We start from the raw sequence: 14,805 nt of genomic DNA, 5'->3' as shown, positions 1-14,805 counted from the left end.
AGCCAATCTAAATAAAAAAGAAATACCGTAAGCTTCAAATCCTTATTATTGAATATTAAAATCAACCAACAAGATGAAATTAAAATTAATTAAATTATCCCTATTAGCCTGTGTGATTATGGCTTTTGTGAATTGTAAACAGGGAAATGATCGTAAGAATGATGTTGCAGAGAATAAGCTAAATACCGAGGAACAAGCACTTGGTGAAAATAATGTAGCTTATCAATGGGCTCATACCGCTCTGGAGGCAACAGCCAATGACACTGATAAATTTAAACCTCGTCCAACCATTACTTCACGGTTCTTAGGTCTTATTTTTACTGCCATGTTTGATGCGTGGTCAAGATATGATGAAAAAGCAGCTACAGTATATCTGGATGGAGTTGAACGAAGACCTCAAGATGAGCAAACTATTAAAAATAAAGAGATAGCTATTAGCTATGCGGCATACAGAGCCATGAGTGAGTACTTTTACTCCGATAGTACATTGTTCAGGAGTAAAATGAAGGAGCTCCATTTAGACCCCGATAATCATTCGCTCGATCCGACTACCCCTGAAGGAATTGGAAACCTCGCGGCTAAAATGGTCATTGAAAACAGAAAAAATGATGGCTCAAATCAGTATGGGGAAGTAGAAGGTTCTAACGGACAACCTTATTTTGATTATACAGGTTATAAACCAGTGAACGATGTTGAAAATAATACGGATATAAATAGGTGGCAGCCTAAATACTTTTCAGATGGCAATGGCGGACAATTTGCGCCAGGATGTTTAACACCGTATTGGCAAAATGTAAAACCGCTACTGTTAAAATCATCAGATCAATTTAGACCTGGTCCGCCACCAATGGTTGGTTCTGAACAATTAAAGGAAGAAGTAGCAGAAGTTGTTGAACTTCAGGCAAACCTTACCCCGGAAAATAAAGCCCTGGTAGAGTTTATGAGAGACGGACCGAAATCGGTTCAACAGGCAGGACACTGGTTAGTTTTTGCACAGGACGTTTCAAGACGTGATAAGCATACCCTGGATGATGACGTGAAAATGTATTTCTTGGTTGAATCGGTTGCAATGGATGGATTTATAGCATGCTGGGATTCTAAAATGCATTATGATTTTGCCCGCCCGTTCGCGTTAGTTCACGAATATTATCAGGATAAAACCATAAAGGCATGGGCCGGCCCTGATAAAGGAATGGTAGAAATGAAAGGACAATACTGGAGACCTTATTCACCTGACACATTCTTATGTCCTCCATTTCCAAGTTATGTGTCTGGTCATAGTACCATTAGTGGAGGGTGCGCAGAAGCATTAAAGCTTTTTAAAGGAAGCGACGAGTTTGGTAGTGAAGTTGAATTAGTTCCAGGGGCACTGACAGAGCCTGACAATGTTGACGATCCGGTAGTCCTTAAATTTCCAACTTTTACAAAAGCAGGTGAAATGGCCGGTATCTCCAGAGTGATGGGAGGTTACCATATTCAGGCCGATAACATAGAAGGATTAGAATTAGGTAGAAATGTTGCCAGATATAATTATAAAAAGTTCCTTGAGTTAATAGGTGAAAAAGAGCAAATAGCTCAGGTAAACAAGTGATTTTTTAAAAAGAGCTACAAATAAGTAGCTCTTTTTTTATGACTTTTTTATTGAACACTTATTCGAATATGATTCAAATGAACAATCATGACTCGCTTAATAGCTAATATAAACAGAAGCAGGCTGCTTGCCTTTAGTATAGGATTAATCTATGTTTGGTTCGGGGTGTTAAAGTTTTTTCCACAGTTGAGCCCCGCAGATGCCTTGGCTAAACAAACCATTACCTTCCTTACTTTTGGAATATTGCCCGAGAGCATTAGTATATTTTTACTCGCTATTCTTGAAGTTGTTATCGGAATGTTCCTGATTTTCAATTTTCAATTAAGAAAAATTGTAGTGGTAGCCATATTTCACTTAATAATGACTTTTGTACCCTTGTTGTTTTTTGCAAACATATCTTTCGACAGGGCTCCCTTCGTACCTTCATTAGTAGGACAGTATATTATGAAAAATATTGTTATAATAAGTGCCCTTCTATTTGTGTATCCTGGAGACGAAGCTACCAAATTACAACAGTCTTAAAATCACAGTTAAAAAATCTGCATAATTATATAAATTATGAATTTAAATTTTATAAGACGAATTGTCTTTACAGGTTTATTGTCTCTTTTTTGTAACCTGTATTATTCCAATGCCCAAGGATGTGTGGCAATAAGAGGATTCTCATCCTGCTCTGGTAGCTTAGGGACCGAAGGTTATCTGAGCTCTGGAGAATTTCTTGTAGGATCTAATAATCGCTATTTTGAATCCTTTAGACATTTCCGTGGTACGGAACAAGAAGAAAACAGAATTGAAGAAGGAACCAATGTTATTAATGATTCGTACTTTTTCGATTTAACTCTCAATTATGGGGTTACCGACAGATTATATGCCAATTTACTAATCCCATTCGTTTCTCATGTGAGATCATCAATGTACGAACACGGAGGTAATTCCTATGGTGATAGACATACTACACGTGCTGCCGGTTTAGCGGATTTAAGAATTGGCGGTGGATATTGGTTAATTGATCATGGAACCAAGCCTTTTAACTTTGCTTTTGGAGCAGGAATTAAACTTCCTACGGGAGATTATTCCCATACTGATACTTTTTATAATCAGGGTCAAGACAAAGATACAGAAGTAGAAGCGGTGGTAGATCAATCGATTCAACCTGGAGATGGAGGACTTGGGTTTAACCTCGATTTTCAGGGATACTATACCCTTTCACATAACTTTATGCTAACCACATCATTATATTATTTATTTAATCCTGAAGAAACCAATGGTGTCTTAACAAGGAGAGGAACCAGCGAGTTTTCTGTGCCGGATCAGTATGCAGCTCAGATTGGTACCACCTTCTTTCCAATGGTAAAAGGACTAGCCTTTTATCTTGGTGGATTGTTAGAAGGCGTACCGGCTTCAGACTTTATCGGAGGTAGCGCAGGCTATCGAAGACCAGGGTATGCCATTTCTGTAGATCCGGGCGTTAATTATACCGTAAATAATCTTTCATTGCGTCTAAATGTTCCTTTTGCGGTTGAAAGAAATAGGATTCAAAGTTATGAGGATAAGATCAGAACCATAGAAACTGGTGAGTTTAGACAAGGCGATGCAGCATTTGCGGATTACCTGATAAACTTTAGCCTTACGTATAGAATAACCAAACATAAAACTAAAAAGTTTGATACGGATATACAGGTCTTAAATTAAAAGTTGAATATTAAATTTGATGATTATCTAACGGATAATAAAACAAGCTGTTAACTAAGTATATTTAAACCAGTCGGGCCATTTAAACCCGACTGGTATATTTAATATTATGCCTCTATTTGATGTGTTTCTCTAAGCTTTATGGCGGCATTCACCATGGCTATAAGGGCATGCCTGGTTTCTTCCCACTTACGGGTCTTTAAGCCACAATCAGGGTTCACCCATAACTGCTGAACCGATAATAGATTGATGGCTTTAGAAATGAGATTTTCCATTTCCTCCTGACTCGGGATTCTTGGGGAATGAATATCGTATACACCCGGCCCAATTTCATTAGGATATTTGAACTTACTGAATACTTCCAGTAACTCCATTTGTGAGCGTGATGTTTCTATGGTTATAACATCAGCATCCATAGCAGCAATACTTTCTATGATTTCATTGAATTCCGAATAACACATATGAGTATGTATTTGTGTTTCATCTTTAACAACCGCTGCACTTAGTTTAAAAGCATCAACAGCCCATTTTAAGTATGCGCTCCAGTCTTTTTTTCGTAAGGGTAAACCTTCTCGGATAGCAGGCTCATCAATCTGAATGATGTGAATCCCTGCTTGTTCGAGATCTGCAACTTCATCCCTGATGGCTAAAGCAATCTGTTGTGTGGTTGTTTTACGAGGCTGATCATCACGAACAAATGACCATTGTAATATGGTAACCGGTCCGGTAAGCATACCCTTAACAGGTTTGTTAGTTAACGACTGTGCATAAGAAGTCCACTGAACCGTCATAGGAGATTTTCTGCTGATATCACCAAATATAATCGGAGGCTTAACCCCTCTTGATCCATAACTTTGTACCCAGCCGAATTGGGTGAATGCAACTCCATGCAATCGTTCTCCAAAGTATTCAACCATGTCATTTCGTTCAAATTCTCCATGTACCAATACGTCTAACCCGATCTCTTCCTGCCAGCGAATAGCTTCTTCAATTTCATTTGCAATTTCCTTATGGTAACTTTCAGTGGTTATTTTTCCTTTTTTATGTTGAAAACGAAGTTGTCGTACCTCAGCTGTCTGTGGAAATGATCCAATCGTAGTAGTCGGAAATAAAGGCAATTGTAACAAAGCCTTTTGCTTGGTTTGACGAATGCTAAATGGGTGGCTTCGCAAGGTATCTGCCGCAGTAATATTCGCTACGCGATTTTTCACCTCCGGTTTATGAATTAATGTTGAAGAATTCCTGTCTTTGATAGCAGCTTTGTTCGACTCCAATTCTTTTTGATGCTCAGGGCTTGGACTTTGATAAGAGAGATGGGCGATGGTGCTCACTTCAGTCACCTTCTGTTTGGCAAATGCCAGCCAGCTTTTAAGAGTGGAAGGTAAGGTGTCCTCATCGTTTTCATTATCCAGATCAAATGGCACGTGAAGTAATGAACAAGAAGGAGCAATGACGATACGGTCTTCACCTATCACATTGATGGCCCTGTCAATAATTTGTAAGGAAGTCTCGTAATGATTCTTCCAGATGTTTCGGCCATCAATAACGCCTAAAGATAAATTCCTGTCGGTTGGAATTACATTCAGGATTACATCTAATTGCTCTGGAGCCCGCACCAAATCAATATGTAGCGTTTTAACAGGTAGCTCCATAACCGTTGTTAGATTATGTTCTATGCTACCAAAGTATGTGGCTAAGACCAAATCAATATCAGGGAAAGTAACGGCAATTTTTTCATAGACATATTGAAAGGCTTCCTTCTCATCTGCTGTCAGATCCATAGATAAAAACGGCTCGTCAAATTGTATAGTTGTAGCCCCGGCATTTTGTAGAACAGATAAGATATTCAGGTAAACAGGCAAAAGCTTGGCGATGAGTTCAATCCGGTGAAATCCTGCCTCTTTCTCCTTACCCAGCAAAAGATAAGTAACCGGACCAATAAGAACGGGTTTGGTCTTTATACCCTTTTCCAGGGCTTCTGTATATTCGTCAATTACCTTAGACGAAAAAAGATGAAACTCCTGATCTTTGGTGAATTCAGGAACAATGTAATGATAATTGGTGTCAAACCACTTGGTCATTTCCATAGCGATCAGGTCCAGCCCATTTTTTTGATATCCCCGGGCCATGGCAAAGTATAAATCGGTTTTTGAGACACGATGGTTTAACAGAGGTTCATAGCGATCAGGAATAGCACCAACGGTAAGAGACATATCCAATACCTGGTCGTAAAAAGAAAAGTCGTTGGAAGGAATCCAGTCGATACCCGCCTCTTGCTGAAGACTCCAATTAGATTGTTTAATCTTAGAACCCGTTTGGAACAGCTCTTCTTGGGTAATCTTACCTGCCCAATAGGCTTCACAGGCTTTTTTTAATTCTCTTTTGGCACCAATTCGCGGGTAGCCAAGAATTTGTGTAATCATACGTTTGTGGTTTTAAAAATGATACATAACATTTAAAAAACTTTACACTACGGTATGCCTGCAGATTTAAAGATGTCTTTACGGATAAATACCGGCATACAGGGATAACCCCACCTTGGGGATCCAAATAACAAACGGTAAAATATCAATATTCGATCCTTGCTTTAAATCGCGAAAGCAAAATCATTATGATGTAAGGCAGGTCTCCTGGCTTGTAACGTTTTTATCTTCCTTCCCGTCCTATGGTGGTTAGACAGTGGATACTTTAGATAAAACCTTCAATGTTACTTACAGTTGCGCGTCAGCTTGTGATTTGCACACAATTCCCTATTAATCAACTTTACGTTCAACCTTAATCAAATTGACAAGTACTGCAAAATTTCTAAGACAAATGTATGGCAAATTTAATTCTCATAATAGCAGAATAACCTTAAAAATATAACAGCAGGTTATTAGTTAATAAATGAAATTTAGCTGACCTTTTTAATTACGGATCAAGGATTGTTTTACAATCACATCAAATGCGTCTTACTGAAATAATTGTATCAAAATACCAATAACAGCAATCAGTAAACACAATGGTGAAAAAAGTTTTGTGTCCATCTCGCCAAATGGAGTATGCTTTATTTTTTTGAAGAATCCAATGTATTTAAATTCACCGATAGCACGGAGGAAAAAAATAGTAGGAATGATCCAACCGCCATAGCTGTATATCCATTCCGGAAGTCTGAACATAACGAATCCGGAGGTGTTAAGGTAAAACAACCCAAAAGTAAGTAAACCCGCTCCTACAATAGCACTGTCTGCTTTTTTGGGGTGTAAAACGCGAATTCCTTGTTCATTGGTTGGCAGAGCCACAGATAAACCAAAATTACCGCCAAGAACCCAGTTAAAATGTATAATAGCCAGGACTATAAAAACAAAGCTTAGAATTAAGGATAGCACCATCATAAAATTAAAAAGTCTCTTGAATCAATGCGTTAAGTAAAAAAGGAATTCGTGATTAATTGGCTATCAAATTTAATCAATCGTCAAATTTTTTACTGTATTTTATGGTAGGAAATTAAAAAGTTTAAATCATGATTGTTTCTTAAGCTATATATCAATGGTTATTCATGAGATAGATTGCTGTTAAAAATGTCTCTTAACAAGTGCCACTCTCCATCAACCTTTTTCCATAACACGATATATTTTCCCTCGTCTACTTTGTCTTCTCCTGAAAATAATTCAAAGGCCCCTTCTTCCGTTACAAACGTTTCGTTTCCCCATACTTCGATGGTGGTTAATTTAATTCCGGAAATCCCTGAATTCAATATTCCTGAAAAGACAGAGGTGATACTTTCTCTTCCTTCATACGATGGAGCTTCAGGCATCATGAACTTGCCATCCGTAGTGTATAAATTAGAAAGTCCAACGGAATCCCCTGCCGCCAATCTTTCCGTGTATTTCTGGTTCGCTGCCTCGATCTCTGCCTTCACCACCTCCAGATCAAATGCCGGGGCAGGTGAAGTATTAGAAGACTCTTTAGTGGTGTTTTTGCAACTGCCGATTAAAAGAATTAAAACTAAGAGAGTCAGGCTTTTTGGTAAAAAAGATAAATTTTTCATAATTGATTTTTTTTGAATTCCGAATTTGGTTGGTTTTCAGGATCCTTAATAAAAAAATCCTATCTAAGTTACTGGTAATAAATCAGATAAGCAATTTTTTTACACTCAGGTTTATGGGGCTGTTTAATTATAAAACAGATTTCACAGAGGCTGCCATCGAGGTAGTAGGGCGTCCAATTAATTTGGATAGCTGTTGCGAATCATCAAATAAATCTCCTTTTGATGCACCCACATCCCAACTTGCAATACCTTGTGCAAAAACAACGGGGATGTCAAAGCTTTCAAGTATTTTTGCGTACTCAGCTTCAGGTAAGTTCTTATATGGTATGTCCCTTCCTGTTTGTTTAGAAATCTCAGCAGCCATATCACTTAAGGTGTATGAATGATCCCCCGCCAATTCAAGTACTTTACCTTTATAAGTTACATCATTCAATACAGTAGCTGCAGCTTCGGCAAAATCTAATCTTGCAGCAGATGATATTTTACCCGAATCCGCACTCCCGATAAATGCACCACTCGCTAAAGCTCCTCCAACCGAACCGGTGTAATTTTCTGTATACCACCCGTTTCTTAGAATTGTAAAATCAAGCCCTGATGTTTTTATAAGTTTTTCGGTTTCCAAATGTTCTCCGGCAAGATTTAAGGTAGAAGTGTCCGCATGTAGTAAACTTGTATAGACCAGCCAATTTACCTTTGCCTTTTTAGCGGCATCGATTACATTCTTGTGTTGTCGGGCACGTTGCCCGATTTCATTAGCAGAAATTAATAATAACCTGTCTATTCCAGCTAATTGCTCTGCTAATCCTTCCGGTTTGTCGTAGTCAAAGGATCGTGCTTCCACTCCTAATTCTTTTGATTTTTCAGGACTGCGAACCAATGCTACTACATGATCTTTTCCAACGTTCTCCTTTAATTGCTGAACAACCAACCTTCCTAATTGGCCTGTTGCTCCTGTAACTCCTATTTTCATTGCTGATAAAATTTAAATGTTTAGTTTTCCTAACCGATTTTTAAAGAGGTCATGGTCAATGACCCGCCAACCGGTTCGTCATTAAATATTTTTAATTCATCTTTATCATCCTGTAAGGCCAGGGCATAAAGTAAAGGCAGATAATGCTCCGGAGTAGGGATCGATAAATTGAAGGCGCTACCCTGTTTTGAATAGTTTATTAAAGCTTGATGATTGCCCTCTAAAATGAATTTCTTCATCTTATCATTGGCCTCATTCGCCCAGTCAAACCCAAAATTCTCATTAAGCTTTTGCCAATGAACCATACCAAGGTTATGGACTAAATTACCGCTACCTACAACCAGAATACCCTTATGGCGCAAAGAAGCGAGCTCCTTGGCAAGCTCGTAATGATCCTGCGGGTTTTTGCTGTAATCCAAACTTAATTGAATAACCGGAATATCAGCCTTGGGATACATATGCCTGATCACCGTCCAGGCACCGTGATCCAAACCCCATTTTTCATCCAGAGACACCTCCGAAGTCTTTGTTATGTTCTTTATTTCATGGGCAAGTTCGGGCATCCCCGGAGCAGGATATTGAATTTCATAAAGTTCTTTTGGGAAACCGCCAAAATCATGAATGGTAGCAGGATATTCCATTGCAGTTACCTTGGTCCCTTTTGTTTCCCAATGAGCAGAAATCACAACAATTGCTTTGGGGATTTCTATTTCTGTCGAGATGTTTCTAAACCCCTGAACAAATTCATTCTCCGCAATGGCATTCATCGGACTTCCATGTCCTAAAAAAAGAACGGGCATTTTAGAGGAGTTGCCAAAGGCATCGGTGATCTTATGTAGGTGTTTTAAATTCATTCCAACCATTGTTACAGGCACTGAGGCCAATAGTGTTTTTAAAAAAGTTTTTCTGTTCATTGACAACTGTTTAAGTCAAGGATAGTATTGCAGTACATTATAAAATTTTACTTTGATAGAGATTGTTTTAATATGTTTAAAGCTGTTTTTTTGTACAATACAAAAGTAGCTCAGCCTCAGGTCATTTACACTTGATCTATGGTAAGAAATTGAGTTGATGTTTGTTAAGAATTCTGTAAAGAACCTTGGGATTTACTTCTGTCTTCTAATTCGACTAAGACTTTCAGGAGTGATGCCAAGATATGAAGCAATGTAAACCAGTGGGACCCGTTTAAAAACTTCAGGATGCTCTTTGAGCATTTCAGAATATCGATCCATGGCAGTTTCCCACATGGTTGCATTGAGTCGACTTAGCGCATTTATATAGGCTTTTTGGAAAAGAATGCGAAAATACCTTTCAAGCTGAGGTATCTCGATGAGCAACTGCTCAAAACGCTCATGAGAAATTCTCAATAAATGAGAATCTTCGATCGCTTCAATATTGTATTTGGAAGGTTGTTGAGAAAAGAAACTTTCCAGGTCGCTTATCCAGTTATTATTCATCCTGATTTGATAGATATGCTCAACACCCTTTTCGTCTGTATAGAAAGAACGCAAGCATCCTTGGGTAATGAAATACAGGTAATCGCAGATTTCTCCTGAAACAAGGAGATCCTTTTTCTTTTTGACGCGTGCAGGCTCGAAAGCAGCTAAAATTGCCGTTTCGTCTTTTTCCGTTAAATGAGACCACTTATTAATATAATATAGCAGTTTATGATCTTTTTTCATTTTGAAAGGCTTGATGTACGCAATTACAAAATTAATAGAAAAACATAAAAGGAATGGTCCCAGCAATTAACCTTAGAGTTCCGATAAATAGAGCCCGATCAAACAAAAAAAATTTGTGGTATTATTTAAATGGAATCAGTAAATAATAAATCAAGGTTGTACGGGTTGAGCTACCGGTGCTTCAAGCTGATACAATAGAATCTGTATGTGTTTTTAAAAAAAGAAAAGTACGATGAGTCTATAGAAAGGGATCGTGGATTGTAACATCCTCTTTAAAAACTTTCAGCTAACAAATGACCTCTTAATAATCGGTAAAAACTTAATACTTAGAGCGATGTTAAAGCAAGGATGGTATAGGCTATATTCTATGTTATCCCCATGTTATCCCCATATTATCCCCATATTATCCCCATAATATCCTTATGCAACTTTATCCGAACGTCACGGAAAATACATGCATATAAGTTGTATTCAACCTTCCTGTTTAAGCTAAATTCAATAGGTTAATATGACTACGATGATTAAAAATCAAATTGTAATTGAACAGAAAGAGGCTTTTCGGGTAGTGTTGTTTTCTTTTCTGTGTTGAGGTTGGAAAGCGAAATACCAAGTAACCTTACGGAATTCTGTGGTTTCTCCTGGTAAAGCAGTTCTTTTACGGTATCAAAGATCATACTTTTATCTGCTATATAATAGGGGAGGGTTCTGCTTCTGGTTTGCTGAGCAAAGTCGCTATATTTTATTTTTAAGGTAACCGTTTTACCGGCAATCTTAGATTTTTTGAGTCGTCGCTCAAGTTCATGAGCTATCTTTTCCAGCTTTTCAAGCATAAAGACTTCACTGCTCAGGTTTTCAAAGAAAGTATGTTCCGTTCCCACCGATTTAGGAATGCGATGCGGTTTGACCTCACTATTGTGAACACCCCTAACGACCTGATAATAATACGATCCGCTCTTTCCAAAGTGCTCATTTAAGTATTCGATAGACTTTAGTTTAAGCTCCTTACCGGAAAAAATACCAAGTTGATACATTTTTTCTGCCGTAACCTTACCAACCCCATAAAACTTCCGGATATCAAGTGCTTCTAAAAAAGATTCAACTTCTTCCGGAGGAACAGTTTTTTGTCCGTTAGGTTTATTGTAATCGCTAGCAACTTTTGCAATGAATTTATTTATAGAAATTCCAGCTGATGCATTGAGTCCAATTTCTTCCTTAATGCGCTGCCGTATCTCTTTCGCGATAAGAGAGGCTGAAGGAATGCCTTTTTTATTGTTGGTTACATCGAGATATGCTTCATCTAATGAGAGCGGTTCAACCAATTCAGTATATTCCAAAAATATCTTCCTGATTTTTTGAGATAACTCTTTGTACCTATCAAACCTTGGCTTTACAAAAATAAGATGTGGACATTTTTTCTTGGCCAGATAACCACTCATAGCACTTTTTACACCATATTTCCTGGCTTCATAACTGGCAGCGGAGACTACTCCCCGTTTTTCACCACCACCGACAGCAACTGGTTTGCCCCTAAGCTCCGGATTGTCCAATTGTTCAACCGAAGCATAAAAGGCATCCATGTCCACATGAATTATTTTTCTATCTGAAGGAGGTTGTTCCATAAAGCAAATTTAATGTAATTTAGGTGTATGAATAAGACAGCCATCATAATTGGTGCTACTGGTTTAACAGGGGGGATGCTTTTGGAGCTTTTGTTGGAGAGTGATACCTATGAAACCGTAAAGGTTTTTACCCGAAAGCCCTTGAAAAAGCAACATGATAAGATAAAAGAGTATGTGATGGATCTATTAGATCTGGAATCTTATCAGGATGATTTTAAGGCAGATGTAGTGTTCTGCTGTGTTGGTACCACAGCTGCTAAAACACCCGATAAAGAAATTTATCGAAAAATAGATTACGGAATACCTGTGGCGGCAGCTTCTCTGTGTCAGAAGAATGATATAAATACATTTATGGTAATTTCGGCTCTTGGAGCTAATGTTAATAGTCGAGTATTTTACAACCGAACTAAAGGCGAAATGGAAGAGGCTGTATTGCAATGCAGAATCCCCCGCACATTTATTTTACAGCCATCGCTTATTGGAGGAGATAGGGAAGAAAAACGTACGGGTGAATACCTCGCTAAACAATTAATGAAACCAATGAATTGGTTCATGATAGGGCCCTTGAAAAAGTACCGTTCCATTCATCCGAAAACCATTGTTAAAACCATGGTATGGTTGGCAGACAACGACTATGAAATGACCAGGATAGAAAGTGATATTATACAAGAAATAGCAAAAGGAATATGATAGAAATTGAACGTAAGTTCTTGGTAACCTCTGAGGATTATAAAAAGGAGGCAAATGTTAAAAAACGTATTGTACAAGGATTTTTAAATTCGCACCCAAACAGAACTGTAAGAGTACGAATTAAAGCAGACAAGGGCTTTTTGACGGTGAAAGGTAAATCTTCTGCAAATGGAACGATGCGTTTTGAATGGGAGCGTGAAATACCCTTATCTGAAGCTGAGTCTCTTTTAAGATTATGTGAAGAGGGGGTAATAAGCAAAGTTCGGTACGAAGTGGTTTGTGGAGCGCACACCTTCGAAGTAGATGAGTTTCATGGAGAAAATGAAGGGCTGATTGTTGCCGAGGTAGAACTTAAGAATGAAGATGAAAGTTTTGAAAGACCCGATTGGTTGGGAGAAGAAGTAACCGGACAAATAAAATATTATAACTCCCAATTAAGTAAAAAACCATTTAATGAATGGAACGAATAACATCTTAAGTAGCGAAATTTAAAATTGCGAGTAATTAGCGCATAAATTCACATTATATATGAAACATTTGATATTATTTATAGGAATACTGGCTTTTGTGGCTTGTAAGGAAGAAAACCCTTCAAAAAACGATACCGAAATAATAGAAGCAATTACGGCAGATATTATTGAAGATGAAGTGCAACAATCAGTAACGGCTGTTAAGCAGGATTTACAGGAAAAAGGATATCAGGTATTCGATTATGTAGACCCGAAATCTCAGGACACAATTTTAATGCAGCAATATTTTATGGCCTTTTTGAAGAAAGGACCTTCCCGTTCTCAAACTAAAGAAGAAGCGGATAGCTTGCAAAAACAACATTTGGCACATTTAGGCCGGATGTATGAAGAAGGATTCGCAGATATATCAGGGCCTTTTGGTGATGATGGTGAAATAAGAGGAATAACAATTTATAACGTACCCACATTAGAAATGGCAGATAGTCTTGCCAATATGGATCCAATGGTTAAGGCAGGAAGATTGGTTATTGAAATACACCCGTGGTGGGCTGCTAAAGGGTTTCCTTTACGATAAAAAAGAGAACTGTCCTGCCAAGAGACTAAAAAGACAGGACAGTTCCACTAACCAACCAAAACAATCAAATCATGAAATTGTATTAATGCCAACCACCGCCAAGTGATCGGTATAATGTAATAACAGCCTGTAACTGATTAAGTTTAGTGTCTATTACATTGAGCTCTGCATTTAATGCATTTTGTCTTGCAGTAAGCAAGTCTAAATAATTGGCAAAACCACTATTTAATAATTCTTCCGAGTTTATTTCTGCTTTTCTTAAAGCCTCTACCTCTTTGACTCTGTAATCGTATTTTTCTGTTTTCGCATCAAGAGTGTATAAAGCATCGGATACTTCCTGACCAGCTACCAGCAATGACTTTTTAAAGTTCAATAAAGCTTCTTCTTGCTGTGCTTTGGCAACTTCATACTGTGTGCGAATCTTTCTTTGGTTAAAAATAGGTTGCGTTAAGCCACCAACCAGATTTGCGAATATAGATCGTGTGTCTATCCAGTTTTCTAATTCTAAACTCTGGAAGCCACCTGTTGCTGATAAAGTAACCGAAGGGTAAAAACTACTTCGTGCCACATTGGTTAGCTCAAATGCATTTACTAATCCATATTCAGCCGCCATGATATCAGGTCTGTTTCGTAATAAAAAAGAAGAAAATCCAACCTGAAGGTCATGCTGTACCGTTTGATCATCGAGAGAATTTCTTTCGAATCCCTGGGCTGTCCTTCCAAGTAAGATGCTAAAAGCGTTTTCAGTTTGAAAAATAGCTTCCTCAATGTCTACCTGTAAAGCTTGAGCACTGTATAGTTGAGCAGCACTTTGATCTACGGCAACCTGGTTTACATTACCGGCTTCTTTAAGGGCTTTAATAGTTTCTAAACTATTGTTTCTGTTAACGATAGATTCCTGAGTAACCTCTAACTGCGCATCAAGAGCCACCAATTGATAATAGGTTGAAGCAATTTCTGCAACCAGAAGCGTTTTAACCGCTTTATGGGCCGCTACTGTTTGTAAATAAGTGGCTTGTGTAGCCCTTCTGTTACTTCGTATTTTCCCCCAGATATCAGCTTCCCAGGAAAGATTGGCAGATAACTCGTACTGTTGCAAAGAACCGTCAAAAAACGATCCAAACTGACTATTCGCAGAGAGCTCCTGATGGGTTACTGTTGAGCTACCATTTAAAGAAGGCAGATATCCTGCCTTTCCTTGTTTCATATATGCTTCAGCAGCCATTACCTGTTGTAATGCAATGCGAATATCAATATTATTTTGTAGTCCTTCTTCGATGTATGTTTCTAATAAAGGATCAGAAAATAAATCTCTCCAGGAAATATCAGCCGCAGAAATACTATCCTGCGGAAGATTATCTGTTCTGTATAAGTTTTCTGCTTCCTCTAATTCAGGGCGTTCGTAGTTTTTAGCGACAAAACACGACTGCACAGAAACAGCAATAACTGTTAATAGTATGAATTTATAGATATGTGTTCTTTTCATG

General features: G+C 38.1%; 14 protein-coding genes and 1 riboswitch. Of the genes, 6 read left to right on the top strand and 8 right to left on the bottom strand.

All coding sequences use genetic code 11. The features are described 5' to 3' along the window. Window positions 1-73 precede the first annotated feature (73 nt). The 3 genes from P278_RS12935 (at window position 74) to P278_RS12925 (ending at window position 3,283) form a co-directional block, all read left to right on the top strand. On the top strand, window positions 74-1,591 hold the full coding sequence (locus P278_RS12935) for a vanadium-dependent haloperoxidase (protein WP_038267542.1): 1,518 nt from the start codon (window positions 74-76) through the stop codon (window positions 1,589-1,591). Between the two features lie 87 nt (window positions 1,592-1,678). Next, complete coding sequence (locus P278_RS12930; RefSeq protein ID WP_038267538.1) at window positions 1,679-2,113, top strand: hypothetical protein; 435 nt, start codon at window positions 1,679-1,681, stop codon at window positions 2,111-2,113. A 36-nt stretch (window positions 2,114-2,149) separates the two neighbouring features. Further along, a complete protein-coding gene (locus P278_RS12925) occupies window positions 2,150-3,283 on the top strand; it encodes a transporter (protein ID WP_038267536.1) in 1,134 nt (377 codons plus the stop codon). A 107-nt stretch (window positions 3,284-3,390) separates the two neighbouring features. Here the strand turns inward: P278_RS12925 and metE are convergent, their stop codons facing one another. The 7 genes from metE to dinB all read right to left on the bottom strand — a co-directional run bounded on the left by metE (window position 3,391) and on the right by dinB (window position 11,584). Beyond that, window positions 3,391-5,706: a 5-methyltetrahydropteroyltriglutamate--homocysteine S-methyltransferase gene (gene metE, locus P278_RS12920; protein ID WP_038267533.1), complete on the bottom strand. Its 2,316-nt coding sequence runs from the start codon at window positions 5,704-5,706 to the stop codon at window positions 3,391-3,393. Window positions 5,707-5,886: 180 nt separating this feature from the next. Continuing rightward, window positions 5,887-6,076, bottom strand: a riboswitch (cobalamin riboswitch). 158 nt (window positions 6,077-6,234) lie between these two features. Continuing rightward, complete coding sequence (locus P278_RS12915) at window positions 6,235-6,657, bottom strand: DUF3995 domain-containing protein (protein ID WP_235444288.1); 423 nt, start codon at window positions 6,655-6,657, stop codon at window positions 6,235-6,237. 158 nt (window positions 6,658-6,815) lie between these two features. Beyond that, the gene (locus P278_RS12910; protein ID WP_038267530.1) at window positions 6,816-7,313 is read right to left on the bottom strand and encodes a YybH family protein; all 498 of its coding nucleotides are present in this window, start codon (window positions 7,311-7,313) and stop codon (window positions 6,816-6,818) included. Window positions 7,314-7,440: 127 nt separating this feature from the next. Further along, window positions 7,441-8,283, bottom strand: a complete 843-nt coding sequence (locus P278_RS12905) for an SDR family oxidoreductase (protein ID WP_038267529.1) — start codon at window positions 8,281-8,283, stop codon at window positions 7,441-7,443. 29 nt (window positions 8,284-8,312) lie between these two features. Further along, the gene (gene ygiD, locus P278_RS12900) at window positions 8,313-9,137 is read right to left on the bottom strand and encodes a 4,5-DOPA-extradiol-dioxygenase (protein ID WP_200909621.1); all 825 of its coding nucleotides are present in this window, start codon (window positions 9,135-9,137) and stop codon (window positions 8,313-8,315) included. 252 nt (window positions 9,138-9,389) lie between these two features. After that, window positions 9,390-9,965 carry a Crp/Fnr family transcriptional regulator gene (locus tag P278_RS12895; protein ID WP_038267524.1) on the bottom strand — a complete coding sequence of 192 codons (576 nt, stop codon included), beginning with the start codon at window positions 9,963-9,965 and terminating at the stop codon, window positions 9,390-9,392. Between the two features lie 521 nt (window positions 9,966-10,486). Further along, window positions 10,487-11,584, bottom strand: a complete 1,098-nt coding sequence (gene dinB, locus P278_RS12890) for a DNA polymerase IV (protein ID WP_038267522.1) — start codon at window positions 11,582-11,584, stop codon at window positions 10,487-10,489. 27 nt (window positions 11,585-11,611) lie between these two features. On the opposite strand from dinB, the gene P278_RS12885 reads away from it, so the two are divergent. The 3 genes from P278_RS12885 to P278_RS12875 are packed head-to-tail and all read left to right on the top strand — an operon-like array spanning window position 11,612 to window position 13,318. Next, on the top strand, window positions 11,612-12,274 hold the full coding sequence (locus P278_RS12885) for an NAD(P)H-binding protein (RefSeq protein ID WP_038267519.1): 663 nt from the start codon (window positions 11,612-11,614) through the stop codon (window positions 12,272-12,274). Then, the gene (locus P278_RS12880; RefSeq protein WP_038267517.1) at window positions 12,271-12,744 is read left to right on the top strand and encodes a CYTH domain-containing protein; all 474 of its coding nucleotides are present in this window, start codon (window positions 12,271-12,273) and stop codon (window positions 12,742-12,744) included. The genes P278_RS12885 and P278_RS12880 overlap by 4 nt, the downstream gene beginning before the upstream one ends. Before the next feature lie 58 nt (window positions 12,745-12,802). Continuing rightward, complete coding sequence (locus P278_RS12875) at window positions 12,803-13,318, top strand: YciI family protein (protein ID WP_038267514.1); 516 nt, start codon at window positions 12,803-12,805, stop codon at window positions 13,316-13,318. A gap of 82 nt (window positions 13,319-13,400) precedes the next feature. On the opposite strand, the gene P278_RS12870 is transcribed toward P278_RS12875, so the two are convergent. After that, on the bottom strand, window positions 13,401-14,804 hold the full coding sequence (locus P278_RS12870) for an efflux transporter outer membrane subunit (RefSeq protein ID WP_038267512.1): 1,404 nt from the start codon (window positions 14,802-14,804) through the stop codon (window positions 13,401-13,403). Between the last annotated feature and the right edge of the window lies 1 nt (window position 14,805).

Origin of the sequence: Zhouia amylolytica AD3 (genome assembly GCF_000511935.2) — a bacterium.
In the GTDB taxonomy this organism is placed as follows: domain Bacteria; phylum Bacteroidota; class Bacteroidia; order Flavobacteriales; family Flavobacteriaceae; genus Zhouia; species Zhouia amylolytica.
This window is presented reverse-complemented; position numbering and strand designations above follow the sequence as displayed.

What these genes read in the sequence shown, in the direction of transcription:
- P278_RS12875 (WP_038267514.1), top strand. Translation starts at nt 12,803, where the DNA reads ATGAAACATTTGATATTATTTATAGGAATACTGGCTTTTGTGGCTTGT.
- P278_RS12915 (WP_235444288.1), bottom strand. Translation starts at nt 6,657, where the DNA reads ATGATGGTGCTATCCTTAATTCTAAGCTTTGTTTTTATAGTCCTGGCT.
- P278_RS12870 (WP_038267512.1), bottom strand. Translation starts at nt 14,804, where the DNA reads ATGAAAAGAACACATATCTATAAATTCATACTATTAACAGTTATTGCT.
- metE (WP_038267533.1), bottom strand. Translation starts at nt 5,706, where the DNA reads ATGATTACACAAATTCTTGGCTACCCGCGAATTGGTGCCAAAAGAGAA.
- P278_RS12930 (WP_038267538.1), top strand. Translation starts at nt 1,679, where the DNA reads ATGACTCGCTTAATAGCTAATATAAACAGAAGCAGGCTGCTTGCCTTT.
- P278_RS12895 (WP_038267524.1), bottom strand. Translation starts at nt 9,965, where the DNA reads ATGAAAAAAGATCATAAACTGCTATATTATATTAATAAGTGGTCTCAT.
- P278_RS12925 (WP_038267536.1), top strand. Translation starts at nt 2,150, where the DNA reads ATGAATTTAAATTTTATAAGACGAATTGTCTTTACAGGTTTATTGTCT.
- P278_RS12880 (WP_038267517.1), top strand. Translation starts at nt 12,271, where the DNA reads ATGATAGAAATTGAACGTAAGTTCTTGGTAACCTCTGAGGATTATAAA.
- P278_RS12885 (WP_038267519.1), top strand. Translation starts at nt 11,612, where the DNA reads ATGAATAAGACAGCCATCATAATTGGTGCTACTGGTTTAACAGGGGGG.
- P278_RS12905 (WP_038267529.1), bottom strand. Translation starts at nt 8,283, where the DNA reads ATGAAAATAGGAGTTACAGGAGCAACAGGCCAATTAGGAAGGTTGGTT.
- ygiD (WP_200909621.1), bottom strand. Translation starts at nt 9,137, where the DNA reads ATGAATTTAAAACACCTACATAAGATCACCGATGCCTTTGGCAACTCC.
- P278_RS12935 (WP_038267542.1), top strand. Translation starts at nt 74, where the DNA reads ATGAAATTAAAATTAATTAAATTATCCCTATTAGCCTGTGTGATTATG.
- P278_RS12910 (WP_038267530.1), bottom strand. Translation starts at nt 7,313, where the DNA reads ATGAAAAATTTATCTTTTTTACCAAAAAGCCTGACTCTCTTAGTTTTA.
- dinB (WP_038267522.1), bottom strand. Translation starts at nt 11,584, where the DNA reads ATGGAACAACCTCCTTCAGATAGAAAAATAATTCATGTGGACATGGAT.